At 33.2% G+C, this 25,110-nt stretch carries 19 protein-coding genes; 2 read left to right on the forward strand and 17 right to left on the reverse strand.

From position 1 onward, the window contains the following. Positions 1 to 10: 10 nt before the first annotated feature. The gene (locus tag CCC31_RS06340; protein ID WP_178515181.1) at positions 11 to 1,909 is read right to left on the reverse strand and encodes a hypothetical protein; all 1,899 of its coding nucleotides are present in this window, start codon (positions 1,907 to 1,909) and stop codon (positions 11 to 13) included. Between the two features lie 24 nt (positions 1,910 to 1,933). Then, a complete protein-coding gene (locus CCC31_RS06345; RefSeq protein WP_290850367.1) occupies positions 1,934 to 2,746 on the reverse strand; it encodes a hypothetical protein in 813 nt (270 codons plus the stop codon). A 612-nt stretch (positions 2,747 to 3,358) separates the two neighbouring features. On the opposite strand from CCC31_RS06345, the gene CCC31_RS06350 reads away from it, so the two are divergent. Next, entirely contained in the window at positions 3,359 to 4,897 is a 1,539-nt protein-coding gene (locus CCC31_RS06350) for a leucine-rich repeat protein (protein ID WP_290850369.1), read from the forward strand. A gap of 293 nt (positions 4,898 to 5,190) precedes the next feature. Here the strand turns inward: CCC31_RS06350 and CCC31_RS06355 are convergent, their stop codons facing one another. From CCC31_RS06355 to pgmB, 3 genes are read right to left on the reverse strand one after another with little or no spacing between them, the layout of a single operon-like run. Then, the gene (locus CCC31_RS06355; protein WP_118564940.1) at positions 5,191 to 5,811 is read right to left on the reverse strand and encodes a discoidin domain-containing protein; all 621 of its coding nucleotides are present in this window, start codon (positions 5,809 to 5,811) and stop codon (positions 5,191 to 5,193) included. A gap of 10 nt (positions 5,812 to 5,821) precedes the next feature. Next, positions 5,822 to 7,426, reverse strand: coding sequence for a glycosyl hydrolase family 28 protein (locus CCC31_RS06360; protein ID WP_022088836.1), 1,605 nt, complete (start codon positions 7,424 to 7,426; stop codon positions 5,822 to 5,824). Then, entirely contained in the window at positions 7,420 to 8,064 is a 645-nt protein-coding gene (gene pgmB, locus CCC31_RS06365; protein WP_290850373.1) for a beta-phosphoglucomutase, read from the reverse strand. Before pgmB ends, CCC31_RS06360 begins: the two co-directional genes overlap by 7 nt. Before the next feature lie 110 nt (positions 8,065 to 8,174). Between pgmB and CCC31_RS06370 the strand changes: the two genes are divergently transcribed. Then, positions 8,175 to 9,194, forward strand: coding sequence for a LacI family DNA-binding transcriptional regulator (locus CCC31_RS06370; RefSeq protein ID WP_290850376.1), 1,020 nt, complete (start codon positions 8,175 to 8,177; stop codon positions 9,192 to 9,194). Between the two features lie 118 nt (positions 9,195 to 9,312). Here the strand turns inward: CCC31_RS06370 and CCC31_RS06375 are convergent, their stop codons facing one another. The 12 genes from CCC31_RS06375 to CCC31_RS06430 form a co-directional block, all read right to left on the reverse strand. Further along, positions 9,313 to 11,499 (reverse strand): glycosyl hydrolase family 65 protein, encoded by a 2,187-nt coding sequence (locus CCC31_RS06375; protein ID WP_118564939.1) that lies wholly within the window; start codon positions 11,497 to 11,499, stop codon positions 9,313 to 9,315. A 66-nt stretch (positions 11,500 to 11,565) separates the two neighbouring features. After that, positions 11,566 to 13,881: a glycosyl hydrolase family 65 protein gene (locus tag CCC31_RS06380; RefSeq protein ID WP_290850380.1), complete on the reverse strand. Its 2,316-nt coding sequence runs from the start codon at positions 13,879 to 13,881 to the stop codon at positions 11,566 to 11,568. 178 nt (positions 13,882 to 14,059) lie between these two features. Next, positions 14,060 to 14,938 carry a carbohydrate ABC transporter permease gene (locus CCC31_RS06385; RefSeq protein WP_290850382.1) on the reverse strand — a complete coding sequence of 293 codons (879 nt, stop codon included), beginning with the start codon at positions 14,936 to 14,938 and terminating at the stop codon, positions 14,060 to 14,062. A 12-nt stretch (positions 14,939 to 14,950) separates the two neighbouring features. Next, entirely contained in the window at positions 14,951 to 15,874 is a 924-nt protein-coding gene (locus CCC31_RS06390) for a sugar ABC transporter permease (protein ID WP_022088830.1), read from the reverse strand. Between the two features lie 172 nt (positions 15,875 to 16,046). Further along, on the reverse strand, positions 16,047 to 17,471 hold the full coding sequence (locus tag CCC31_RS06395; protein WP_290850385.1) for an extracellular solute-binding protein: 1,425 nt from the start codon (positions 17,469 to 17,471) through the stop codon (positions 16,047 to 16,049). A 667-nt stretch (positions 17,472 to 18,138) separates the two neighbouring features. Continuing rightward, complete coding sequence (locus CCC31_RS06400) at positions 18,139 to 18,588, reverse strand: hypothetical protein (protein ID WP_290850388.1); 450 nt, start codon at positions 18,586 to 18,588, stop codon at positions 18,139 to 18,141. Between the two features lie 191 nt (positions 18,589 to 18,779). Next, the gene (locus CCC31_RS06405; protein ID WP_290850391.1) at positions 18,780 to 20,117 is read right to left on the reverse strand and encodes an MATE family efflux transporter; all 1,338 of its coding nucleotides are present in this window, start codon (positions 20,115 to 20,117) and stop codon (positions 18,780 to 18,782) included. A 312-nt stretch (positions 20,118 to 20,429) separates the two neighbouring features. After that, positions 20,430 to 21,254 carry an undecaprenyl-diphosphate phosphatase gene (locus CCC31_RS06410; RefSeq protein ID WP_290850392.1) on the reverse strand — a complete coding sequence of 275 codons (825 nt, stop codon included), beginning with the start codon at positions 21,252 to 21,254 and terminating at the stop codon, positions 20,430 to 20,432. Positions 21,255 to 21,466: 212 nt separating this feature from the next. Further along, complete coding sequence (locus CCC31_RS06415) at positions 21,467 to 22,702, reverse strand: HD domain-containing protein (RefSeq protein WP_290850394.1); 1,236 nt, start codon at positions 22,700 to 22,702, stop codon at positions 21,467 to 21,469. 167 nt (positions 22,703 to 22,869) lie between these two features. Further along, positions 22,870 to 23,163 (reverse strand): Dabb family protein, encoded by a 294-nt coding sequence (locus tag CCC31_RS06420; protein ID WP_178515163.1) that lies wholly within the window; start codon positions 23,161 to 23,163, stop codon positions 22,870 to 22,872. 178 nt (positions 23,164 to 23,341) lie between these two features. Further along, the gene (locus CCC31_RS06425; RefSeq protein WP_022088824.1) at positions 23,342 to 23,503 is read right to left on the reverse strand and encodes a hypothetical protein; all 162 of its coding nucleotides are present in this window, start codon (positions 23,501 to 23,503) and stop codon (positions 23,342 to 23,344) included. A 138-nt stretch (positions 23,504 to 23,641) separates the two neighbouring features. Beyond that, on the reverse strand, positions 23,642 to 24,994 hold the full coding sequence (locus CCC31_RS06430) for an MATE family efflux transporter (protein WP_363347873.1): 1,353 nt from the start codon (positions 24,992 to 24,994) through the stop codon (positions 23,642 to 23,644). Positions 24,995 to 25,110: the final 116 nt, after the last annotated feature.

A 25,110-nucleotide genomic window follows, 5' to 3' on the forward strand; every position in this document is an offset into this window, starting at 1 on the left:
ACTGTTATTATTATTTATTTTTTACCTGTTTAACTGCTGACCATTTACCATAAACTTTAGCCTTGTTTACTACTTTGTATGCTCTAGCCTTAACATAGTATTTCTTGTTTGCTTTTAATTTCTTAACAACAAATTTAACTTTTGCAGTTGTGATTGTCTTTGTTGCTTTACTCTTAAATTTCTTAGATGTAGAAATTTTAACCTGATATCCTTTTGCCCCTTTAACTTTCTTAAGTACTACAGAAGCTTTCTTTGCTGATTTCTTCTTTGTTGCACTCTTAACAGCTGTCTTTCCAACTGAAACTTTTGCTGCCTGAGTTGTTGTTGGTGCTACAGTTGTTGGTTTTGTTGTTGGTGCTGCAGTTGTTGTTGGCTGTGGTTCACTCTTCTTTCCACCATATAACACTGCGTCTGTAATTGAAATATTTACATCTTCGTCTTCTGCTGAGCAGTGCATATGTACACCTGAATTATATTTGCTCATATCAACGCCTGATTTAGCAAGATTAATTACTACTGTTGTGTTGTTTCCAACAAGTGGAATTGCACTACCATCTTCTGTTACAAAATGAGTTGCCTGTTCAGGATCAAACCAGAATGGTCCCTGTTTTTCTCCACCTTTGCCTTCAAATTCAAATCTAAGTAATTTAATATTACCTGTATATGTAATCTTTAAGTATTTGTATGATTCGTTTGCAAAGTCTTTAAATGTTGCCCATCCAAGATATTTGTAATTTGGTTTTTCTACAGAGCCTTTCTTAATTGAGTAAGTTCCAATCATAGCACTCTTGCCCTGGTCATCACCATTTAAAATGATGTCATTTGTTCCATCTGCAATTACTTTTTCTGTTGTTGTTTCCGGTGTTGTTTCCCCATTATTGTCAGGTGTTGTTTCCTCTGGAGTTGTTTCTTCAGGTTCTACCGGTGTCTTAGTTACCTGAAATGGTGTGTTTGTAAACTGAGCATCTGTTATTGTAAATGCGCCTTTGCCCTTTGTGTCATGCATATGGATTGTAGCAATTCCTTCAGCATTTGTAATTCCTGATTTTGCAAGGTCAATTACAACTGTCTGCTCTGTTTCTGTTGGATTAGCAACTAATGTGTCATCTACTGTCTTAATTGTTCCCTGTGGATTTTCTTTAAACCAGAATGTTCCTAATCCTTTATCTGTTCCAACTACTTCAAATCTAAGTTCATCAAATGATGTAGATTCACCTGTATATGATAACTGTAAATACTGGTAATCTTTTGTTACATTTAGGTCAGCAAGATCAATTCCTGCAAGATACTGATATCCTTCTCCCTCTCCAGGATTATATTCTTTAGCCATCCATGGAATGCTAATCGACTTAACTTCTTTTGGACTGTTTGTAAACTTAGCTTCCTTAATTGTAAACTTACCATTTCCCGGTGAATCATGCATATGAATCGTAGTAATTAAGTCTGCACCACTAATTCCTAATTTTTCAAGATCAATTACTGCTGTCTGTTCCTCTTCTGAAGGATCTGCAACTAATGTATCATCAGATGTCTTAATTGTTCCCTGTGGGTTTTCCTTAAACCAATATGTTCCTAAAGAGCCATCTGCTCCTGCCATTTCAAATCTTAAAGCATCAAATGCCGTAGCATCGCCTGTATATGTGAGTTGTAAATATTTATAATCACTAGTCAATTCTAGTGCTGCAAGATCAATTCCTGCAAGATATTTGTAATCACCATCTGTGCCCGGATCATATTCCTTAACCATCCATGGAATACTAACTTCCTTATACGAATTAACTTCTGCTTCTGTTCCGCTCTCTTCATCCGCTTTTACTGATGCAAAGTTCACCCCTGCCAAGCTGCTTACCGCCAATGTTCCGACGCATGCGTAAGCAATTGCTTTGTTACTAATTTTCTTTAATCTCATATGAACCTTCTTCCTTTCTTAAAACTACTGGATTTTCATTTTCTTTGATGCAACTAATGCTGCGCCTGCTACTACAATACCTCCTATAGCTATAGCAATTGGATATGTTGCTGAACCTGTTGTAGGTGCTGCTGTTGCTCCACCTCCTACTGATTCTGAGCTATCGCTTGATGAAGATGCTGAAGCTGATGATGCTGAGCTGTCTTTGCTTGAAGATGAATCCGAACTCTTACTTTCTGTGCTTGAGCTTGATTTTGAATCACTGCTTGCTTTCTTATCATCTGATGATGATTTAACATCACTTGCACTTGCTGATGCTCCACCCTTTGGTGCACTAGTCATTAATCTTGCATCTGTAATTGTAAACTTACCTTTACCAGGTGTATCATGTATATGGAACGCTCTGATACCTGTTGATAAGTCAATTCCTGATTTTTCTAAATCGATTACTGCTGTCTGTTCTTTATCTGAAGGATTAGGAACTAATCCGCCGTCTGTTGTTCTAACTGTACCTTCGTCATTTTCTCTGAACCATACAGGAGTTAATTTCTTTTCCTCTGATGGGTCTGAGTTAACTACAAATTCTAATCTTAATTCATCAAATGCTGTAGGATCACCTGTATATGTAATCTGTAAATATTTATATTCAGGTCCTACTTCAAAACAGTAAGCATATCCTAAATACTTGTACTCTCCACTTGTTCCTGGATCAAACGATTTAATAAATGGACTTCCACTATCATTCAACACAATATCCTCTGCAGCTGCTACATTCATACTAAATGTAAGAACAACAGCGCTTACCATAACTAATAACTTTTTAAATGTTTTTTTCATTTCTCTACCTCTTCCTTTCTTCGAATAAGTTAAACGTTAAACTTGTAACGGTTTAAAGATTTTCACTTATTTAATTGTTTCTTGTTTCCTGGGTAAAATAAAAGATTTTTTTGAAAATTGTCCCCCCGGACACACCCCAATAAATCACTTTTCCCACATCCGTTTAACGTTAAACTAATATTAACATGGCACCATGCCTTTGTCAATCTGTTTGGTGGGTGCGTTTTAACCAAAAACCACCCATTTTTTTATTATTATTGCACAAAAAAACCTTTCAATTGTCAATTATTTTGTATTTTATGTCTATATTTTTTATGTTTACGCTTGTGTCTTCTGCTTTGTTTTGGGAACGGTTTTACCAATATATAACCTGACTTTATTTCCTACTATTAATTTTATGTTTTATTGCTTTTTTTTATTATTACAATTATAATTATTTTAAAGTTAAATGTGGATTTTCCTGTTACATAATACAGAACAATCCGAAAGCATTTTTATATTTCAACACTATTTTAAACTCCCCCCTAAACACTCTTTATAATGAAAATTAAATAAATATATTTTGTCATTATTATCTTTATTTTACTTTTCCAAATCCAATAGGAGATATTTATGATTAGTATTAAAAGCAAGAAAAAAATCAGACTTACGGTAATGATTTGTTCTGTTTTATTGTTAATTGGATGCGTTATTTTTTTGATTTATTACTTAGGCATACAGCCTTATCATTCCAAACAGCTTAACAATAAATATAAATCATTATATTATTCAGTTTCAGATTCTCCTGAATCTGACGGCAACAATGAAGTTATAGATGACGATTCGTCCGAGAATACCCCTGTTGACATTAATTTGGACAAATCATATGAAAAAGGTGCCAAGGGAGCTGATGGAATATTATTAAAGTTTTCAAAGCTTTTGGAAATAAACTCGGACATACGAGGTTGGTTAAAAGTTCCCGGAACTAATATCGATTATCCGGTAATGCAGTCAACCGGCAACTCAGAATTTTATTTAAAGCATGATTTTGAAGGTGGTCGTGATAAAAATGGTTGTCTTTACATACAAAGCAATTCAAAAATCAAACCTCGCTCAAAAAATCTTGTAATACACGGACACAATATGGATTCAACAGGAATGATGTTTCATCAGTTGTTAAAATATAAAGATATTGAATTTTACAAACAACATCCGGTAATTACATTTGACACCTTATATAAAGAGAGCAAGTGGAAAATAATAGGATATATGCGAGTGGCAGGAGATTTCAAAAGCAGCGACGGATTCAATTATCTACAAAGTACATTTCAGACAAAGGAACAATTTTTAAATTTTGTATATCAGATAGAGATTCGTTCATCCTATAAATGTCCTGTAGATATAAATGAAAAAGATTCACTTTTAATGTTATCCACTTGCTCATATGAAGTACACGATTATAGAACTGTTGTCGTTTGCAGAAAGCTTAGAAAAAATGAATCCTCAGATGTAGGCACAAGTTTAACTCACTATAACAAAAATGTTTTATATCCATCAAGCTGGTATAAAAAATACGGCGGAGAAAAACCAACTGTAACTTCATTTGAAAATGCAATGTCATTTAATGAAATTGACTGGTACGACGGTTCACTTGAGGTTGAATCCTCTGTTAATAAAACTTGTGAAGTTGATGGTTATAATTTCAAAATTTTATCAAATTCAACTGTTTCTTTTGAAGGAGTTAAAGACTATAGTATTAAGTCTTTAGAAATTCCATCAACTATTAAGTTTCAGGGAAGAGTTTTTGATGTAACAACACTTTCTAAAAAAGCATTTGATAATTTAACAAAATTAAAGCATTTAAAAATTGGAAACAAAGTTGAGATTATACCTAAAAAGGCTTTTGTAAACTGTACTAAACTTGAAGAAGTTATTATTGGAGATAGCGTTAATACAATCGAAGAAAAGGCTTTCTACAAGCTTTCAAATTTAAAATATGTTAAAATAAGGAGCAATACTTTAGATTCTATAGGAGAAAAGGCTTTCGCAAAAATATATGTTAGAGCCAAATTTAAAGTACCTAAGAGTATGTCTAAAGCATACATAAAACTAATTAACAAGTGTGTTCCTGACAATACGTTTAAATTTAAAGAATATTCTGTTGATTCTTAAATTTAGTCTGACAATGTATTCAAACATAAAGAACATTCTGCTGATTCTTAAATTTAGTCTGACAATGTATTCAAACATAAAGAACATTCTGCTGATTCTTAAACATGAACCTGTACTATTTAAACAAAAAAGAATCATACTTTTATCAGATTTATTTCATATAAACCGATAATAACAAGTATGATTCTTTTTATTTGCTGTGTTTCAAATTATATTTCAACATATATTGGTTCTACGCGAAGTATCTTTTAAACACATTATATTTAATTAAACTCTTTAAACTGCACACAATTTTATTTGTCGTTTGTATAAACCTCGAGTTCAGCTATCTGTCCTGCTACTGCACCTGTGTTCTTTGTAAACGTCAGTCTTATGTACTGCATTTTAACATTATCAATGTCTATAACGACCTGATTGCCTGTCTTTGGATCAAAATCATAATCTGTAGATGGTATTACTTCTGTATAATTTTGTCCGTCGTCACTTGCTTCAATTGTAAATGTCTGAGTTCTCTTTCCCCAAATCTGAGCCGGATTTAATCCAACTACAACTGTATGAATTGTATATGAATTCTTCAAATCTACAGAAACAATCTGGCTATCTTCATTTGGAGAACCTTCCCAGTATGTTAATCTGCTGCCATCAATTATATTCGGTGCTCTATAAACATCATTAAATCCATTTGCATCTGCTCTTCCATCTAACGCCACATTTGTACCATCAATTTCAGGTGCAACATATTCTTCTTCCTTAAAAGCATCGTTCTCCATCGCTTCCTTCTGGTCAGGAGCTGTTACTACCGTCAAATTTTTATTTGACATTTTTACTGATGAATTGCCTACAGCTACAACAGCTGACATTACTGCACATACTACGGCAAGACATCCCATTATAATTATAAACTTTTTCTTCATAATGCTCCTCCTACTTTATTTCCGCATTCTTTACTGTGTCTTCATCTACTTCAAATTCACCATCTTCAAATGATTTAATATCTTTACCCTTAATATTTAATCCTGAAATTGAAACTCCATCAATACCATGTTCTTCGTCAAATCCTTTAATCTGTGAAGGAAGTGATTCATTTCCATAAAGTACCTTAAAGCCGTCAATTGTAACATTTGAAATAGTTCCTCTGTCAGAAGTTGTTGACCATCCTGAATTTGTTAATACCTGTAAATCAATTAATTCTTTTGTTCCATCTCCAAGTCCCATGCATGCATCTTCAACTACAATATTTTTATAAGTCACGTTAGAAATTGCTGCATTATCTGCATTGTGAATTGACAATACCGGCTTATGGAAGTTATGAAGTACTGTTATATCTTCAAATGTAACATTTTCAATTGTCGAGTTTTCTTTGTCACCTTTATTTGTTTCATAACCTATTTCCATTGACTGTGCCAAATCTGTCCAAACCTGAACATTTTTGAACTTGATATTGTTTGAATTTACATCATAATTCTTAACTACTAATGAATCATCCCATGTACGTACAAAACAATTTTCTACATCAAAACTCTTACATGACTGTAATGAAATTCCGTCACCATTTGGTCTTGCTGTAATAATCTTTAAATTACTGATATCTCCAGCTACTGAATTGTAACCCTGGAAGCACCATGCATTTGCATTTAATGAAATAATTCCTTCAACAGTTACGTACTGGCAGTTATCAAATCTAAGTGGAACTGTAGCACTTGTACCTTTCCAACCTTCTAAATTAGAATTATCAATAATGCCTCTTCCTCTAACTGTTACATCTTTAGCAAATGATGCTGTAACTGCTCCATGTACAACTGCTCCACCTGAGATATAAATTGTATCTCCATCTTCTAATACCATATCTTCGATATTCCATTCACCAGGTCCAATGTATTTAACACCTTCAGCATCTTTGTCCGGAACATCTTTTTCAATTTCATTTGCAAAAATATGTACTGCACGTTCTACTTTCTTGTTGAATTCAACTGTATAAGCATCCGGTGTGTCAATTGTAAATGTCACCGTATGCTTTTTAGTATTAATTTCCGGCTTAATGTTATATTTTAATGGTCTGATATTTACATATTCAATATCTGTATTAGGAACTGTAACTGTTATTTTAACTTTTCCTTCAAAATCAAAATATGTAATAGGTGTTCTGTCTTCTGCCGGCATATAATCACCCATCCATGTATGTGTGTTATTTACATTTGTATCGTATACATAACAGTCTTTGCCGTTTACCGCAACTTTAGTATCAACACAATGCATTAATGAAATATCTCTTTTTTCTTCTGATGCTTTTTCCAAATCAGCATCTGTAGCATCTTTAAGTGATTTAGGTCCATCATACAATACAACCTTGGCTTTTTTTATCTCACTATTGTCTGAAATTTTTGTTATTGCTACAGGCAAATGAATTGCCGCGCTTACTATTCCTACAATAAGGAAATAAATTATTACACATCCAACTACAAAAAATCCTTTGCCCATTGGCTTTGAATTATTGTTTTCCCCTGTTTTTTGTTCCTTTCCTTTTAACATAAAATTTCCCTCCAGTTTTCTACTGTTGCAAGTGTTTTGGAATGAAAATCTGCTCCCAGTTCTTCATGAAACGGTCCTACACCGAGGGATTTCATTCCGCCTCTCTTTGCTGCTTCTATTCCTGCTGCTGCATCTTCAACTACAAGACAATCCGCCGGATTAAGTCCTAATTTCTTTGCAGCCACTAAAAATACTTCAGGGTCAGGTTTAGATTTAGTTACATCTAATCCACAGCTTATTTTGTCGATATAAGGTGCAAGACCTGTCCTTTCAAGTATTATTGGTGCGTTTTTACTTGCCGAACCAACTGCTGACATAATTCCCATTTCCTTTAGCATTTTCAAAGTTTCTACTGCTCCCGGAAGTACAGCACCTGAATCCAGTTTTTGGAGCATTTCAACATAATATCCGTTTTTTTTGTCTGCAAGCTCCATCTTTTCTTCCTGTGTATATGTTTTATCACCTTTTTCAAGAACAATTTCCAAAGAAGCCATACGGCTTACTCCTCGCTGTCGCATATTGTCCTCTCTGTTAAATTCAGTAATTCCCAGTTCATCAGCTAATTTTTTCCAAGCCTGATAATGAAGTTCATCTGTAGAAACTAAAACTCCATCTAAATCAAAAATTACACCCTTCATTTTTTCTCTTCTCCTTTACATTTTTTTGTTTTCAAAATCATATTTTAGTGTTACTATTTCTATATAGGTTTTACGTTTTACCTATTCTAAAAACAGAAAGGATTTATTATATGGTTACTATTAAAGATATTGCTTCGGCTACAGGCGTAAGTGCAACAACCGTTTCCAATGTTATCAATGGAAAAACCGGTCGCGTTTCTGCTGAAACCGTCGCTAAAATTAATAAAGCAATTGATGATTTAGGTTATGTACCTAATATGTCTGCCAGATCATTGGTTTCACGTTCATCAAAAGTTATTGGTTTCGTAAACCATATTGTTACTAATAAAGACTCAAATTTCATGGAAGACCCTTTTCTTTCCCGATTTATCGGAATTCTCGAACAGGTTCTTCGTGAAAATGGTTATTTTTTAATGTTGCGTACTGTTGAGACGCCTGAACAGTTTAAAGCTTTCTTAAAAACATGGGATCTTGACGGTTTGTTTTTAGCAGGTATCTTCCGCGATGACTTTTTTGAAGCCATTGCAAGTTGTGCTAAAAAGCTTCCTATCGTTCTCGTTGACAGTTACGTTCATGAAAAGAACATTTGTAATGTCGGATTAGAAGATTTTGGTGGAAGCAACCAGTCAACCAAGTATTTAATCAGCAAAGGTCATCGTAAAATTGCATTTGCCTCTCTTCACATAAAAGAAGGTGGCGTTTTAATGGAGCGTTTCCTCGGATATAAGGCTGCCCTTACAGAAGCCGGTATTCCATTTGATGATTCCCTTGTTTTTGAATGTGGTATGGACCTTGAAAATACAAAACATATCGCTAAATATTTATCTTCTCATCCTGAAATAACAGGACTCGTTACTACTGCCGATTTTCTTGCAGGAAATATTATGGCTAACCTTCATAAAGAAGGTGTTCGTATTACTGAAGATATATCAATAGTAGGATTCGACGATTTAAATATATGTAACATTACAACTCCGGCTCTTACCACTGTTCATCAGGATATGGACCTTAAAGGTCGTACAGCCGTTAAATTTATGTTGGAATTGTTAGAACACAGAATGCCTAATCCATGCGAAGTATCACTTCCAACTTCTATTGTAGAAAGAGAAAGCGTTAGAAGTATTTTCTAACGCTTCTTTCTTATTTAAGGAGATTTCAAATGAATCCTAACAATCTTATAAATGCTACTTATATTGTCATATAAATTTTAAATCCTACACTTGCACTGTTTTGCTTTGTATTCATTTCCTATATTTCCACAATATTTGCGTTATTATCTTCTATTTCAATTTTGTATTTTTTGTTTCTATAACAAATATGAAATCTCATTTTTTTCCATGCTTTTGGCAAATCAGGTTTTGCTTTAATTTTTCCATCTTCAAAATAAATTCCCGCAAATCCTTTTATTGCCACCATATAAGCTCCGCCTTCTGCTGCAGGGTGTGTTCCTCCGATATAAACAAGTCCTGCCCATTCTTTTCCACCCTCATTCAAATCTGCTGAAGCTGATTTCATAAACAACGGATAAGCCTTTTCTTTCATTCCACATTTGCAGGCTAATAAAGCGTACATACATGCGCTCAATGAAGAACCATGTTCTGTTCTTGGCTCATAATACTGCCAGTTTTTGAGTTTTATTTCATCACTTACATCATCCGGAAACATTGTAAGCCATGTTACTACGTCTGCCTGTTTTATAACCTGTGTATGTGCTGCAACTCCATTTGCTCCTCCCCAATATTCCTTAGGGTCTAAGAGTCTGCTTCTTACAGTATTTACGCTTACATCTTCTAAATCAAAATAACCGTCAAACTGTGGAATGATTCCATTTTCATTTGGCTGTGGAATATAAATATTACGCTCAGCCATTTCAAATTTTTCTTTTAATTGTTTTAAGTTATATTCTTTACACAACTTTATTGCATACTGTTCGTTTAATTCATCAATTGAATCAATTACTTTAACAGCCTGTTCAAATGTATATTTTGCCATTCGGTTTGTATAACCGTTATTATTAACTCTTTCATGGTATTCATCAGGTCCTATAACATCATGAAGTTCATAATATCCGCCTGACACTTTCTTTAGCAGTAAATCATAATAAAATTTTGCACATTCTATTATTGTTTCGGCTCCACCTTCAGATAAAATTGTCATATCACCTGTAAGGTCTATGTATCTGCCAATTCCATATACAATAGCTGCTGAAATATGAATCTGTTTATCTTTAAAATATGTTCGCATCGGTCTTTTTGTAAAAACGTCTGTAACATTATAATCTGAGCAGGCGTCATATCCGCCTTCCTGACTTTCCCATGCATAAAATGCACCATCATAGCCATAACTTTTTGCTTTTTCTTTTGCACCATCTAAAGTATCAATTCTATATTTCATTACATTTCTTGCTACTTTTGGGTTTGTCATAAGTAAAAAGTCTAAAATAAACATTTCCGTATCCCAGAAAACAGCACCTTTATATGTCTGTCCCGATAATCCTCTGGCTGCAATGGAAAGACTGTCTGCATGTCTTGGCGAAATGCTGTTCAAATGATAGCAGGAATAATTCAATGCTTCCATCGCATCATCATCGCCTTCAATTTCCACTTCTGAATTGTCCCAAATGCTTTCCCAGCATTTACAATGTTCATCGCGCAATTCGTAATATCCTTTATTTCTAATATTTATAGCCGTTTCTTTTGCATTATCTAAAGGATTCTCACAATCTTTTGATGTATAAATTGCCATAAATCTGTGAATTTCGTAACACTTATTAATATCTGAGACAAAATTTAATGATTTTATTATCTTTTTGTCCTCTTTTTTTAATATTATCTTCTTTTCACATGGGAAATTTTCATCTTCACTTACACTTACCGCCACATGATATTTCTTTTCATGAGATATTCCAACTATGCTTATACAGTCATCTTCATCCATAATAATTTCATCATAATGCGGTCCGTTAATGTCCCATACATCGCCATCAATTCCTGTTAAAAAATTAATGTCTGCATGAAAATCCGCCGTAATTTTGTATTTCTCTACTCCAATATGAACATCATCCATACTTACAAAGCGCTCTGATTCAAGTACAATGTTTCCTCTCTTCGTTGTCCACTCTGTATGTCTTTTAAATATTCCATGTCTGTAATCTAATTTTATAAAATGTTCTTTAGGCGCATTATCCTGAACCTTTAAAACATTTCCATCAACAATCAGATAACTGTAAAAACCATTTGGAGCATTCAACGGTTCTCTCCAGCTATTACCTACCTGATCATAAATTCCTGCCAAATTAACAGCTACTAAATCCCGGGAATCAAATTCATCGAGAGTGCCTCTAATTCCCATATATCCATTACCTGTCAGAAATTTATTTCCTAAATGAGCAATTTTTTCTGAATTAAACCCGTTTTCTGTCAACTCCCAATTCATTTATTTACCTCCCATTTTGTCCGGGGACAAAACACTTTGTATTCTGCCCCGGCATTAAATTTATTTTTATTTGACGTCACAAATATATGCTTCTTTTCCAAGTTCAATTTTTTCGTCATAAACCTGAACTAAAATATTTTTGCCATATTTAGTACTGATTTCCACTTTATCCTTAGTAACCATCACTTCAATAACTTCTCCCATATAATGGATTTTGAAAGTGTACTTATTCCAGTTTTGTGGAATTGAAGGTGTAATATGAATAATATCTCCATCTGTTCTAAGTCCGCCAAATCCATAAATAATATTCATCCATGCTGCTGCAATACTTGTTGTATGTATACCTTCTCTTGTATTTCTGTTATAGTTATCCAAGTCCATTCTTGTAGCAAATCCAAAGAAATCATATGCTTCATCTTTTTTATGAAGTTGTGATGCTAAAATTGAATGTACTGAAGGTGACAATGAACTTTCATGTATACATCTTGGTTCATAATATTCATAATTTGCCTTTAACTGTTCCTCTGTAAAATGAGAATTAAATAAAAGCATAAACATTAAAACATCCGGTTGTTTAATCATGTCATTTCTATATATTCTGTCATAAGACCAATGATTATATAGTGGGAAATCTTCAATTGGAATTGAATCAATATTCAAATGAGGAAGTTTAAAGAATCCTTCATGCTGTTCGTACAAAAGACTATCTTCATAGTATGGAATGTACATACATTCACTAACTTTTTTCCATTTGTCCATTTCTGACTCATCGAAGTTAATTTTTCCAACTATTTCGTCATAAGCCTTCTTATCATTTTTCTTAATATCTTCAATTACTTTGAGTGTAAAATCTAATGTGAATTTACCCATGAAGTTCGTATAACAGTTGTTATGAACCATCATCTGGAATTCATCAGGTCCCATTACGCAGTAATAACCATATTTACCATCCTGTGAGAAATCACCACGGGTAACTAACATTCTCGATATTTCAATCAACATTTCTAATCCATACTGTGTCATAAACTCTTCATCATGATACAGTTTTTCATAGAACCAAATACCATACGCAACTGCTGTAGATGCCTGAAGCTGTAAACTTGCATGCTGCCATAAATTACAACATTCCCTACCGCTTATTGTCGCTATTGGATAAAATGCGCCTTCACAATCTAATGCCTTTGCTCTTTCTCTTGCTTCATCTAATGTCTTATATCTGAAATAAAGAAGATTCTGAGCTGCTTCTTTGTTATTAAAAAGGAAGAACGGTAAGCAATATGTTTCCGTATCCCAAAAAGCATTTCCATTGTATGCTTCGCCTGTTAATCCTTTTGCACCAATATTTGTGCCTTTTACTGCACCGTGATAAGTCTGGAACAATTGAAAAATACAGAATCTGATTCCCTGCTGGTTTTCTTCATCTCCGTCTATTGTGACATCAGATGTTTCCCAGATTTCTTTCCACCACTTAGTGCTATCTTCTTTTATCTGTTTAAATGACATAGCACTTATGTCATTTTCCTTTTCTGTTTCAAATTCTTCATATACTGCCTTTACATCTTCACGGAATTTATTTTTTTCTATTTCTTCCTTTAATGTAAAATTCTTAACTATCTTTTCAAATATTTTTTCTTCATTCTGTTTTAATGAAAGATTAAATCTAACAACTGCCTTTTTTTCTTCCTTAACATTGTCAAACTCATTCACATCCGCTTTTATTGCACATGCGCTAAATACTCTTTGCTGTGTATGAAGTGTTTCACCTTCTATTCCGGCAAATGCATTCTTTCCTGACTTATATAATATGTCTTTTATTTCCCACATGTTCATTTTCTGCATGCAATGCGGGTTCGAAAAATCAAGTCCTGACTTTATTTCTACATCTCCATCAAAATTTAATGCAGTTAGCTTAACTCTTTGTGCACCAACCTGTACATCAGTCATCGAAAGAATTCTTTCAAATACAACTTTTATTTTTTTACCTTTTGATAAATTCCATATAAATGAACGTGTTAATACTCCATTTCGCATATCTAATTCACGAACAAATTCTGAGATATCTGCTTTGGAAATTTCTAATTCTTCCCCATCAACACATATTCTTGTATATAACCAGTCAACGGAATTAACCATATATTCAGTAAAATCTACAATACCTTTATAATGTCCGTAATCCGGCTTTGTTCTTTCATATATTCCATTAAAATAACTTCCGATTAACTTTGGTCCATTATATCCTTCTTCAAAATATCCTCTAACTCCCATATATTCATTTCCTAATGAAAATATAGATTCTGATACTTCTCCGTAATTCGGATTAAAACCCTCTTCAATTATTTTCCAAGAATCTACTTTAAAATATTTATCTGCTATTTTCGCCATAATTCTTCTCCATCTTTTCCTGCTGTCGACAATATGAGAAACATGGTCTTTCTAAACCACGGAGGAAATTGCCGACAGCACACATCATTTCCAGATTATTACTGTCAGTTTTATACAGAAATAATCTTTATCAAATATATTTTTTACTAACGTAAGGGGATGTTAGTATCCAAATATCTTAACCCTTTACAGCCCCACCGGCTGCACCATCTGTAATCTGTTTCTGGAATATAGAAAACAGAATTGTAGGTGGAATCAGCGAGAAGAAGATTGCTCTAATCATATCTATCGCTGTTGTTCTTGAAGTTGAATATGTATACAACTTAACCATAACTGTTTCTTTTCCTGATCCATTTAAAATCAAATATGGAAGAAGGAAATCTGACCACGCTGCCGTAACCGCAAAAATTACGATTACCATAATGATTGGTTTTGATAAAGGTAATACAATTTTATAAAATACCTGTACTACATTACATCCATCCAACCTTGCCGCTTCAATAAGTTCAGGTGGAAGCCCTTCAAAGAATTCTTTGAATAAAACTACCCAAAAGGCATTTGCTCCATATGCAAGCCACAATGGAATAAATGATTTATTTAAACCAATTCTGTTAATATTTACAAACAAAGCAACTACACTTGTTGTTGCAGGAATCAAGAGGCTCCACATTACAAGACCATTTATAATCTGATATCCTTTTGGTTTTAATATGGCAAGTCCATATGCTAAAATTCCATTAAAAATAATTGCACATATAACTGAACCAATAACCATGATGAATGAGTTCTTGTAATACAATCCGAAATTTAATTTATCCCATGTTTCCTTAAATCCTGAAAAATTAAACGATTTAGGGAACAATGTTGCTTCTCTTGTTAACTCTTTTAAATCTTTAAATCCTGATAAAAATACCCATATTGCAGGGAACATTGCAATTATTGCAAATAAGATACATACTGCCACGAAGAATAGGCAGATTATTTTTACTTTTGTCGACTTGACGTCAAACCCTCTGATGGCACCGTCTGTTTTGTCTGCATACTTATTAAAATACATCAGCCTTTCCTCCTAATCATCTTTCTTTCTTGTTAAGTACATATATAATCCACTCAACAAAATTAATACTATACAAATCATTACTGACAACGCTGCTGCGCATGGATAATTAAATTCAGTAAACGCATACTGGTAAACCAAAAGCATTATTGATAAACTTGCATTATTTGGTCCACCATTTGTCAAAACTAATGGTTCATATAAAATCTGGAATACGGAAATAACCTGAAGAATAAGCATTGTCTTTCCTAAGCTTAAGATGCAAGGAAGAGTTACATGGAAAATTCTTTGGAATACACCCGCTCCATCAATTGCAGCAGCCTCGTAATATTCCGGATTAATTCCACTTATTCCCGCCATATAAATAAGGGATGTGGAGCCTGCACTTTTCCATGTCATTGCTATAATAATCAACGGGATAACCAACGCTGCATTGTTTAACCATACCTGTGGCTCTATACCACATTTAGATAGTAAAATATTTAAAACACCTGTAGGACCCGGTTTGAAGAAATAAACCCAAAGAAGTGAAACAGCCATTCCCGGAATCATATTTGGAAAATAAACTGCAAATCTGAAAAAGCTCTTTCCTCTAACGGTCTCACTGATGAATATTGCCAAAATAATCGGTACAAAAAATCCTATAATCAAGGACCATCCTATGTACTTAAATGTGTTTAGAAACGCTGCTTTAAAACTAACGTTATTAATTACTGTTATATAATTGTCTAACCCAACAAACTCCTGGAGCTGAACTCCCTTTGCTGAAAATAGCGATAATCTCACGCTTTCAAGTAGCGGTTCCCAAACAAAGAATGTGAATAACAATATTGATGGGAGCATTACGCACCATCCCAGTAAATCTCTCTTAGAAAATTTATGTTTTTTAGGTTTATAATTTGTTTGTTTTGTTTGAACTTGTTGTTTACTTTTCACCTGGAAACCTCCTCACATAATATGTATTGCCCTCACCTTTAGTCAGTAGCTAATTTTCTGAAACATTTGTAGAAAACAATTCTGTTTCCTTAATTTTATAGTAAAACCTTCTCCTGTTTTTAGAAAAAGGGCAGGCAACCGGACTAGTCGCCCACCCTTCCTTGGTAATATTCTATTTGTTTAATTTGTCTAAAACTTTCTGATAATTTTCATTTGCTGTCTTCATAAGTTCTTCTACATTACAATCTTTCTTTGTAACAACTTCCTGAAGAACTTTTGTGAGTTCCTTGTACATTGACTGTGTATCTCCCGGTTCTTCCGCTCTTAAGTTACCTTCAGCTCCAGTCTTTTCGAAATATGAATCATAAAGCGCTGAGTCAACGTTCTTGTATTCATCAATAACCTTCTGTTCAGCATCTACATAATCCTGATTAATCCAGCATGGGAATGATTTAATTACAGGAACTCCGTTTGATACACGGTTAGCTGCATCTGCCTGTTTACCTTCAATACTTGTATCATTAACTACAGGAGATTTACCCATAATTTCAAGGAAATCTAAAGCTGCATTAATTTCTTCTTTTGTTGCATCCTTAGAGAACATATAAGGTGTACCACCTGTTAATGAATACTGATCACCATTAGGTCCGGCTGGAATTGCTCCCATTGCCAACTTATCTGTTGGCAATCCGTTAACCTGTGTTGGTTGTGCAACTGCATCATTAGCTGCGATGTACATTGCTGCTGCACCTGTTCCTAACTGCTGGAATCCTGATGCCCAATCTTCTGCTGTTGGATCAGCTGTTAAAACATCATATTTCCATTTCAAATCATATACATATTCCATAGCTGCAACAGCTTCTGTTGAATCTAAATGTGAAGTGTATGTTCCGTCGCCATTATCTGTACACAATGTAGCGCCAAAGCACCATGCAATATTAGAAAAATGCCATCCGCCTGAATTATCTTTTGCCAATAAGCAAAGGCCTGCAGCTCCTGTCTTATCTTTAATAATTTTAGCATCCTTAGCAAGTTCATCCCATGTCTGTGGGAACTTTGGAATACCATTGTCATCGACAAGTCCTGCTTCTTCAAATAATTCTACATTACACATAAGTCCTAATGCATAAGCATCTCTTGGAACACCATATACGTGACCATTTTCATCTGACATAAGAGATAATACTGATGGACTCATATCATCAATCCATCCTCTTTCTTTAAGAATGTCTGTAACATCTGCTACCAACCCCTGTTTAATTAACTTCTTTGGTTCTGTAAACCATGTTTGAAAAATTGTAGGACAGTTTCCTGATTCCGCTAATGATACAAATGTGTCTGTTGCATATGTATAACTTGCAGGTTCAACATATACATCACTGTGCTGTTCGTTCATTGTCTCTTTGTACTTTTCAAAATTCTTAACATCATCAACCAAATCTGCTGACGGCCAAATACCTAATGAAAGAACTGTCTTTCCTTCTTTCTCTGCCTTTTTCTTGGCTGAATCCTTGTCCCCTGAACTTCCACATCCTGCAAACATTGTTGTTGTCAACGCGGCAATTAATGCCAAACTAAGTAACTGTTTCTTTCTCATATAAATACTCCCTTCTACATTATATAATAATATATTAATCAAGTTTAACGTTAAACTCAATTATGAATATAATATACCGACGTGCCTTCTACAAACTCCCCAATCAAAAGAACTATAAACTAATTTGTAAGTTTGTTATACCGTTTAACGTTAAACTAATAATAACATTGTTTATTTTATTTGTCAATATTTACAATGGAAGCAGATTAACTAATATTTATGCCCTATTTTTCAATAAAAACGTTACTAATTTTAGTAATATTGCACAATTAGTATATTATCTTTGTTTATTAATTAACAATTATGGATGTTAAGGGTTGAGATTTTATTTTAAATATTATACTTAAGTATTACCTTTGATAAACTTTTTGGCTCCTGATATTTAAACCTTGAGATTAATCTTGGTCTGGTTTCAAATATTATATTTATATTTCAATGTTATTTTACTTTTATAATTCCATAACAAAAAATTTACCTTAAGACTAAGCTCAAATACTTTTTCTTAAGGTAATTTTTTTAACTCTTTATAAATTTTATATTTTATGATGTTGTGGTCAAAAGCCACAACTTTGATTTTCATATCGTGACGAGTTCCAAAGTCTTTCACCCATTTATGAGCAAGTTCATGTGTTCTTAGGTCTTTTTATCCTGGCATCATTATGTTGCATTACTGTTCCATAAAACCAATTACACATCCATTATCAGAAAATGAGATTGATATTGAAACATTATCCTTTGTTCCCGTGTATTCTATCATTTCATATTTATTTTTATCATCATGAATATATCCTACAGTTTCGACTCCGGAACTTTGCAATTTTTCTATGTACTCTTCAATCTCTTTCTTGCTTATACCATCTATAAACAGTGAATACATTTTATTCTCTTTATCTTCCGTATAAGAATATGAGTCTGCATTATTGAGTTCCGGAAAACCTTCTGTAAAGCTATTATCCGGCCATTTCTTTAATGTCCTTATTTCATTCTGACTTTCATCGTCTTCCATATATCTTACGTTACTCATCTTCATTTTATTCTTTGGTTCATTGCATCCAACAAGCGATCCTAAAATTATTAAAATAGCAATTGTTGAAGCAATTATTCTTTTTCTATTCATTTTTAACCCCCTTTATAAAATATATGAACACATTATACTATAATGCTTTGCAAAATAATTGAATTTTCTTGGCTAATTATTGTCTATACTTGTTAGATTTTTCACCTTCTAATTTTTCTAATCTCAAATTATCAAATTCGATTTGCATCTAAATATCTAATTTCATAACCGCATATTCTATCATTGTATATCTATTCAATAGTTTTCTTAGCATATTTCTGATAAATAAAATACGAAATAATTCCTGTTGCAAATTCTGCTATGACAAATGACATCCACACTCCGTTTGCTCCCATAAACCGGCTTAAAATAAAAGCTGTCGGTATAATCACTATCACATAACGAAGTAACGATATCATCAATGAAGGATTTCCCATTCCTAAGCCTTCTAATGCTCCACTGGAAGTAACTGATACTGCAGAAATTATAAATCCAAAACTAATTATATGAAGTGCCAAGACACCAATTCGGATTGTTTCAGGATTTGTGGTAAACAAACCTATAAGCTGAGATGGAATAATCCATGAGAGCAACATTCCGAGCGCCATTATTAAAGCTGTTAATTTTAATGTCGTGCGATAAATCTTCTCTACACGCTTATGTTCACCTGCTCCATAGTTGTATCCAACAAGTGGTCTGATTCCCTGTATAATTCCATTTGCACTAAGATAGATAAATGTCTGAAGTTTATAATAAACCCCAAGTACAAGTACATATTTGTCTGAAAATTCTGCGAGGATTCCGTTTAACGCAGATATTAAAAATGACGGTAATGCCATATTTAATGTTGCTGGAATTCCTATTCCATATAATCTCTTTAACAATTTAAAATCCGGCTTTAATGATTTTCTTTCTATTTTTACAGGAATTGGTCTCGCAAAGTACACAATTATATAAACTAACAGCGAAATAACCTGTCCTATTCCTGTCGCATAGGCTGCACCTGAAATCCCCATTTTAGGAAACGGACCAATTCCAAAAATCATTAGTGGGTCCAGAATTATATTTGTTGCAAATCCGCAAATCATACTAAACATGGAAACTTTCATTTGTCCCACAGCCTGAAAAATCTTTTCCAATGTAATACCTACAGTGCTTGCCACACTAAACATGAATACTATGTTTGCATACTCTAAGGACATAGAAATTATATTTTGATTATTTGTAAACATCTTTAAAAACGTTGGCATAAACGCTGTACATAAAATTGTCAATAGCAATCCATGTATAAAGTTCAAGACAACACCCTGTGTAGTTGCTTTATTTGCCATTTTCTTATCCTGCGCTCCAAGATAATACGCAACTGTCGAATTTATTCCAATTCCTATACCGACACCAATTGATGTTATTATGTTCTGAACAGGGTATACAAGTGCCAAAGATGTCATTGCGTTCTCGCTTAATTTTGCCACAAAGAAACTGTCTACTATGTTATACATCGAGTTTACTGCCATTGAAATAACCATAGGCAGCGACATCGACAATACTAATGGCAAAATTTTCTTTTCTTTCATAAAACTCTGATCCATTTTATCCTACCTTTCTTTTTTGCTAATTGTTTATAACAATAATAAAGCCACACAACTACTTCTGTAATTGTGTGGCGAAAAAAGATTTCTCTCTAAAAATCCACCCCTTAAAGGTTTTAATCCTTTGATATATTAATATTGTTTATTTATTATGTCAAGATAGAATATCGATTCCTATCTCCATAGAATATTTGAGTTATCTCTATAGAATATTTAACTCATCTCCGTAAAATATTTAATCCATATCTATAAAATGTTTAATGCATCTCCATAGAATGTTTAAGCTATATCTATAAAATGTTTAACTTATCTCTATAAAAAATATGCTAACACTACTATACCCAATATGATTCTGTACCAGCCAAATATCTTGAAATCATGTTTCTTTATGTAACTCATTAAAAATTTAATTACAATGATTGATACTGTGAACGCTATTACCATTCCCCATATGAGAATTGCAAGCTCAGTGTGTGTAAAGTTAAATCCAAATTTTATTATTTTGATTGCACTTAAGCCAAACATTACAGGCACTGCCATAAAAAATGTAAATTCCGCTATAGCAACTCTTGATATCCCCATCAACAAACCACCGATGATTGTTGAGCCTGAACGGGATGTTCCGGGAACAATTGAAAGCACCTGAAATACACCGATTAAAAATGCATCCTTGTAACTTATTTCTTCTAATGTATTAATTCTTGCAACTTTATTTTTATTTCTATTTTCAATAATGATAAATGCTATACCATAGAAAATTAATGCAATTGCAATTACTACAGGTGTATGAAAATGTGCTTCAACATAATCATCAAACAACAGTGTAACCACTGCACCCGGAATACATGAAACAACTACCTTAAACCATAATGAGAATCTGTCTTTTTTAATTATAGATTGAGATTCTTTTGGCATTTGGAAAGGCCACATTTTATTCCAAAAAATTACTACAACCGCTAAAATTGCTCCCAACTGAATAACTACAAAAAACATTTCCTTAAATGCATCACTTACATTTAACTTGATAAACTCATCTACCAAAAGCATATGACCTGTACTGCTGATAGGAAGCCATTCCGTAATTCCTTCAACAATTCCAAGGAAAACAACTTTAAGCCATTCAATAAACTCCAACATATAAAGTCCTCCAATTTTATTTACTTGTTAATTCGGAAAAAGATTTTATACCTACAGTTTACGAAAGTATTTTTCTTAAATAAAATTTTTTCTCTATTTAAATCAGTCTAAATAAATCTGTAGATATTTTTTAATTATCTTTTCACACAACTTCTTCATTATAGTACAGCAGTGTTTCTAATAAAAGTAAATTTTTTCTTAATAATTTTTGTTTACTGAAAATAGCTTTTGTATTCTATTTTATATTTGCTGTCAGGGAACAAATATTTATGCAGCTCTATAAAATAATCGTCAGTCATGCTGGCAATAAAATCTACAACAATCTGATTTTCCTCTTCATCAAGATAATTTTTATGCTTATAGTACTTTAAATTTTCATTTATGAACTTAATATGGTGCTTGTAAATTATTGAATCTGTGCTCTTGTTATGAACATCATCCAATAATTTATAATACATTTCCTTAAACATTGGTTTAATAATTTCATTGTACTGCTCTTCAAGTTTCTTGTTGTTATATATAACTTCGTAATTTTCTCTTTTTGCAGTTTTCAAATCATTATATACAGATTTGCTTAACAATATGTAATCTTTTCCGTAGCTGTTTTCCAAAATATCAACAGTCATATTATTAATTATTGCGGCATTTTCCGCACCTATTTTATTAGTCTTAAACTGATAATTTTTGTCGATTATTTTTGCAATTCTTGCATCCTGTCTGTCCTTTCCAAGATATGCAACAATATCACATATTCTTACCACACATGCCTCAAGTGTAAGCGGTACAAGACGTGAAATTGCATCGTGACCGATTACATAACTGTCCTCTACTTCCCTGTCATATTCAGCAAATGTTTTTCCAAAGTGCGGACGATATTCCTGTTGCTCAAATTCACCATTATGGCATAGAATTCCATCTAAAGTCTGAAGTGAGACATTTCTTGCAAACATATTTTCAAGAACCCTTACACTCTGTACATTATGATTAAAAAAACGTCCGGTTTCATTCTGAAGTAATTCGCTTAAAAATCTTTCGCCTGCGTGGCCAAATGGTGTATGCCCAATATCGTGTCCCAAAGAAATGGCTTCAATTAAATCAAGATTAAGTCCAAGCACCGCGCCTATATTTCTCGCAATTCTTGACACAAGCTGAACATGCAAAGCTCTTCTTGTAATATCATCATTACTGTAAAATGAAAACACCTGCGTTTTATCCGCATAACGATTGTAATATGGCAAATGAATAATTTTCTCAATATCACGCACAAATGCCGGTCGCCATAAATTAGGATTGTCGTGTTCCATATTTCTTCTGATTACCATATCATCATTGCATCTGTAAGGATTAATTTTTCCCTGCTTTCTGTCGTCTTTAATTCGCTCCTGCAATTCTATACTTAACTGGTCATATTTTAAATTTTCGTTTGACTGTTCCTTCTTTAACTCCATTTTACCTCCCATCAAAATCCATAATTTTCCGGCAATTATTTTTGCCCACATGATATAAATATAACTTTCGCTCTTATTTTATATCTGTCTGATACAACTAAAGAACTCATGGCTGATATTCCAGCGTTCTTTCGCTCTTAATAAATATCCGCCTGATACATATCAAATTACATTTTATAATCAAATGAAACCCTGTTTGTTACATGTGGATTATATTTTTCACCCATTCTCACATGCTCAGGATAGCTTAAATATTGTCCAAGAACGCTTTCGTCTTCCAAATCCATCTCAATCATAAGGTCCATATTTGCCGGACGGTCCACGCAATTTTTATGAATCTTTACATCCTTTATTCCATCAAATGCATTCTTTATTTTGTCAAATGCCTCACAATATTCTTTGTAATGTTCTTCTTTAAAAAAATCTTTTTCAAATGTAAATATAACAAAATGTTTAATCATTATCCCGTCTCCTTCTCTGCTATAATCTATGCTTTTATTTTATCAAATTATATCAATAAAAAAAGCCCTCTTATTTATCAATAATAAGATGACTTTAAACATTTTATGTAATGTTAAGCGGCATATTAATATTCTCCGCGATATCAACTAGTAGTTTAAATGCCTCCAAAAATGTAAACTAACATTTCTTCAGACATTGCATTGCTTTTCTTGAGTACTCAACTCCTACTACATTCTCTCCCTGAATGTTTCTCCATCTGTTAATTAATCTTAAAAAATCTTCAGATGTTACGCATTCTTTTCTTTCGCTTTCAAATTTTTCCGTAAGTGTTTTAGCCATACTCCCATCCTTTCTCACCTCAACCAATAATTGCATTAGAATCTACCCCTTAAATCCCTTACAACAATCTAAGTATAGTATAAATAGCCAAATTGTCAATTGAGTTTTTGGTTATTTTTCATATATTTCGATAATATTTCATATATGCAAGTCATATTTCTCTCTAAATCTACTTTTTAACAGTGGTAATTTTTTCATATATAAAAGCCCTGTCATATCAGCCAAAAACCATCCTATAGGTACAGATATCCATATTCCAATGACACCAATCTTAGGAATCGCTGATAATGCATATGCAAGCACAACTCTTGTCCCAAGTGAAATGATTGTAAGAATCAAGGACATTTCCGGTTTTCCAACTGCCCTATAAAATCCATAAAGCAAAAATAATATGCCAATTCCAATATAAAAACTTCCTTCAATTCTTAAATATCCTGCTCCCACTTTTATAATTTCAGTTCCATCAGACACAAACAGGCCCATAAATTTTTCAGCAAATATAAACACTACTGCACTCACGCACACACAAAAAACAGATGCTGCAATCATAGACTGCTTCCAGCCATCCTTTATTCTTCTGTGTTTACCTGCTCCATAATTTTGCGCAACAAAAGTTGATACTGCATTGCCAAAATCCTGTACCGGTGAATATGCTAAAGTATCTATTTTTACTGCTGCCGCAAATGCCGCCATAACTATCGTTCCGAAACTATTTACCAATCCCTGCACAAGTAAGATTCCAAAATTCATAACCGACTGTTGCAAAGCTGTTAATATAGAAAGATTTGCCAGTTCCTTAACAATATTCATATCAAATTTTAAGTGCTTGAGCTTAATTCTAAAATGTGTAGATTTTAAAAGTGCATAGATGGTTATTCCCATTCCTGAAACATACTGTGAAATCACGGTAGCTTCAGCTGCTCCGGCAACTCCAAGATTGAATTTAACTATAAAAATAAGGTCCAGCACAATATTAAGAACCGCTGAAACCCCAAGGAATACCAGTGGCATTACTGAATTTCCTATAGCTCTAAGCCCATTTCCAAAAAAATTGTAAAAAAATGTTGCAATTATTCCAATTCCAATAATAAGAAGATACTGTTTTGTAAGCTTCGTTATTTCAGTTGGAATCTGCAAAAACTTAATTATATTATTAATTTCCGCGAAAAATATAAAAGTTATTAACAAAGTAATGCTGCCTATTAACACAAATGCTAATACAATTCCATTTTTCATTCGGTCATAATCTTTTTTCCCAAATTCCATAGAAATGAAAGCTCCGGCTCCCATGCTTAATCCCAATATTATCGAAGTCAGAAATATCATCAAAGTGTATGATGCCCCTACCGCTGCAAGCGCATCATTTCCCACATATCTTCCAACTATCAATGTGTCCGCAATATTGTAACACTGCTGCAAAATATTTCCTAACATAAGAGGCAATGCAAATTTAATTAATTTTCCTGTTATATTTCCCTTCGTCAAATCCATATGCAAAACTTACGGTCACAATTATTTGCTATTTAAGTTGCGACCTTACTCCATTTTCCGTAATTTTTTTAATAAATTTTGTCAAAAAAGAAACCCAGAATTACATACCTTCGTCA

The sequence above is a fragment of the Eubacterium sp. LMAG:50 genome (genome assembly GCF_008680265.1).
In the GTDB taxonomy this organism is placed as follows: Bacteria; Bacillota; Clostridia; order Lachnospirales; family Lachnospiraceae; genus Eubacterium_U; species Eubacterium_U album.

Coding starts and splice junctions, on each gene's coding strand:
- CCC31_RS06360 (WP_022088836.1), bottom strand. CDS start 7,426: ATGTTAAAAGGAAAGGAACAAAAAACAGGGGAAAACAATAATTCAAAG.
- CCC31_RS06345 (WP_290850367.1), bottom strand. CDS start 2,746: ATGAAAAAAACATTTAAAAAGTTATTAGTTATGGTAAGCGCTGTTGTT.
- CCC31_RS06350 (WP_290850369.1), top strand. CDS start 3,359: ATGATTAGTATTAAAAGCAAGAAAAAAATCAGACTTACGGTAATGATT.
- CCC31_RS06430 (WP_363347873.1), bottom strand. CDS start 24,994: ATGGATTTGACGAAGGGAAATATAACAGGAAAATTAATTAAATTTGCA.
- CCC31_RS06355 (WP_118564940.1), bottom strand. CDS start 5,811: ATGAAGAAAAAGTTTATAATTATAATGGGATGTCTTGCCGTAGTATGT.
- CCC31_RS06380 (WP_290850380.1), bottom strand. CDS start 13,881: ATGGCGAAAATAGCAGATAAATATTTTAAAGTAGATTCTTGGAAAATA.
- CCC31_RS06385 (WP_290850382.1), bottom strand. CDS start 14,938: ATGTATTTTAATAAGTATGCAGACAAAACAGACGGTGCCATCAGAGGG.
- CCC31_RS06340 (WP_178515181.1), bottom strand. CDS start 1,909: ATGAGATTAAAGAAAATTAGTAACAAAGCAATTGCTTACGCATGCGTC.
- CCC31_RS06410 (WP_290850392.1), bottom strand. CDS start 21,254: ATGTTGGAGTTTATTGAATGGCTTAAAGTTGTTTTCCTTGGAATTGTT.
- CCC31_RS06405 (WP_290850391.1), bottom strand. CDS start 20,117: ATGGATCAGAGTTTTATGAAAGAAAAGAAAATTTTGCCATTAGTATTG.
- CCC31_RS06395 (WP_290850385.1), bottom strand. CDS start 17,471: ATGAGAAAGAAACAGTTACTTAGTTTGGCATTAATTGCCGCGTTGACA.
- pgmB (WP_290850373.1), bottom strand. CDS start 8,064: ATGAAGGGTGTAATTTTTGATTTAGATGGAGTTTTAGTTTCTACAGAT.
- CCC31_RS06370 (WP_290850376.1), top strand. CDS start 8,175: ATGGTTACTATTAAAGATATTGCTTCGGCTACAGGCGTAAGTGCAACA.
- CCC31_RS06415 (WP_290850394.1), bottom strand. CDS start 22,702: ATGGAGTTAAAGAAGGAACAGTCAAACGAAAATTTAAAATATGACCAG.
- CCC31_RS06420 (WP_178515163.1), bottom strand. CDS start 23,163: ATGATTAAACATTTTGTTATATTTACATTTGAAAAAGATTTTTTTAAA.
- CCC31_RS06400 (WP_290850388.1), bottom strand. CDS start 18,588: ATGAATAGAAAAAGAATAATTGCTTCAACAATTGCTATTTTAATAATT.
- CCC31_RS06375 (WP_118564939.1), bottom strand. CDS start 11,499: ATGAATTGGGAGTTGACAGAAAACGGGTTTAATTCAGAAAAAATTGCT.
- CCC31_RS06425 (WP_022088824.1), bottom strand. CDS start 23,503: ATGGCTAAAACACTTACGGAAAAATTTGAAAGCGAAAGAAAAGAATGC.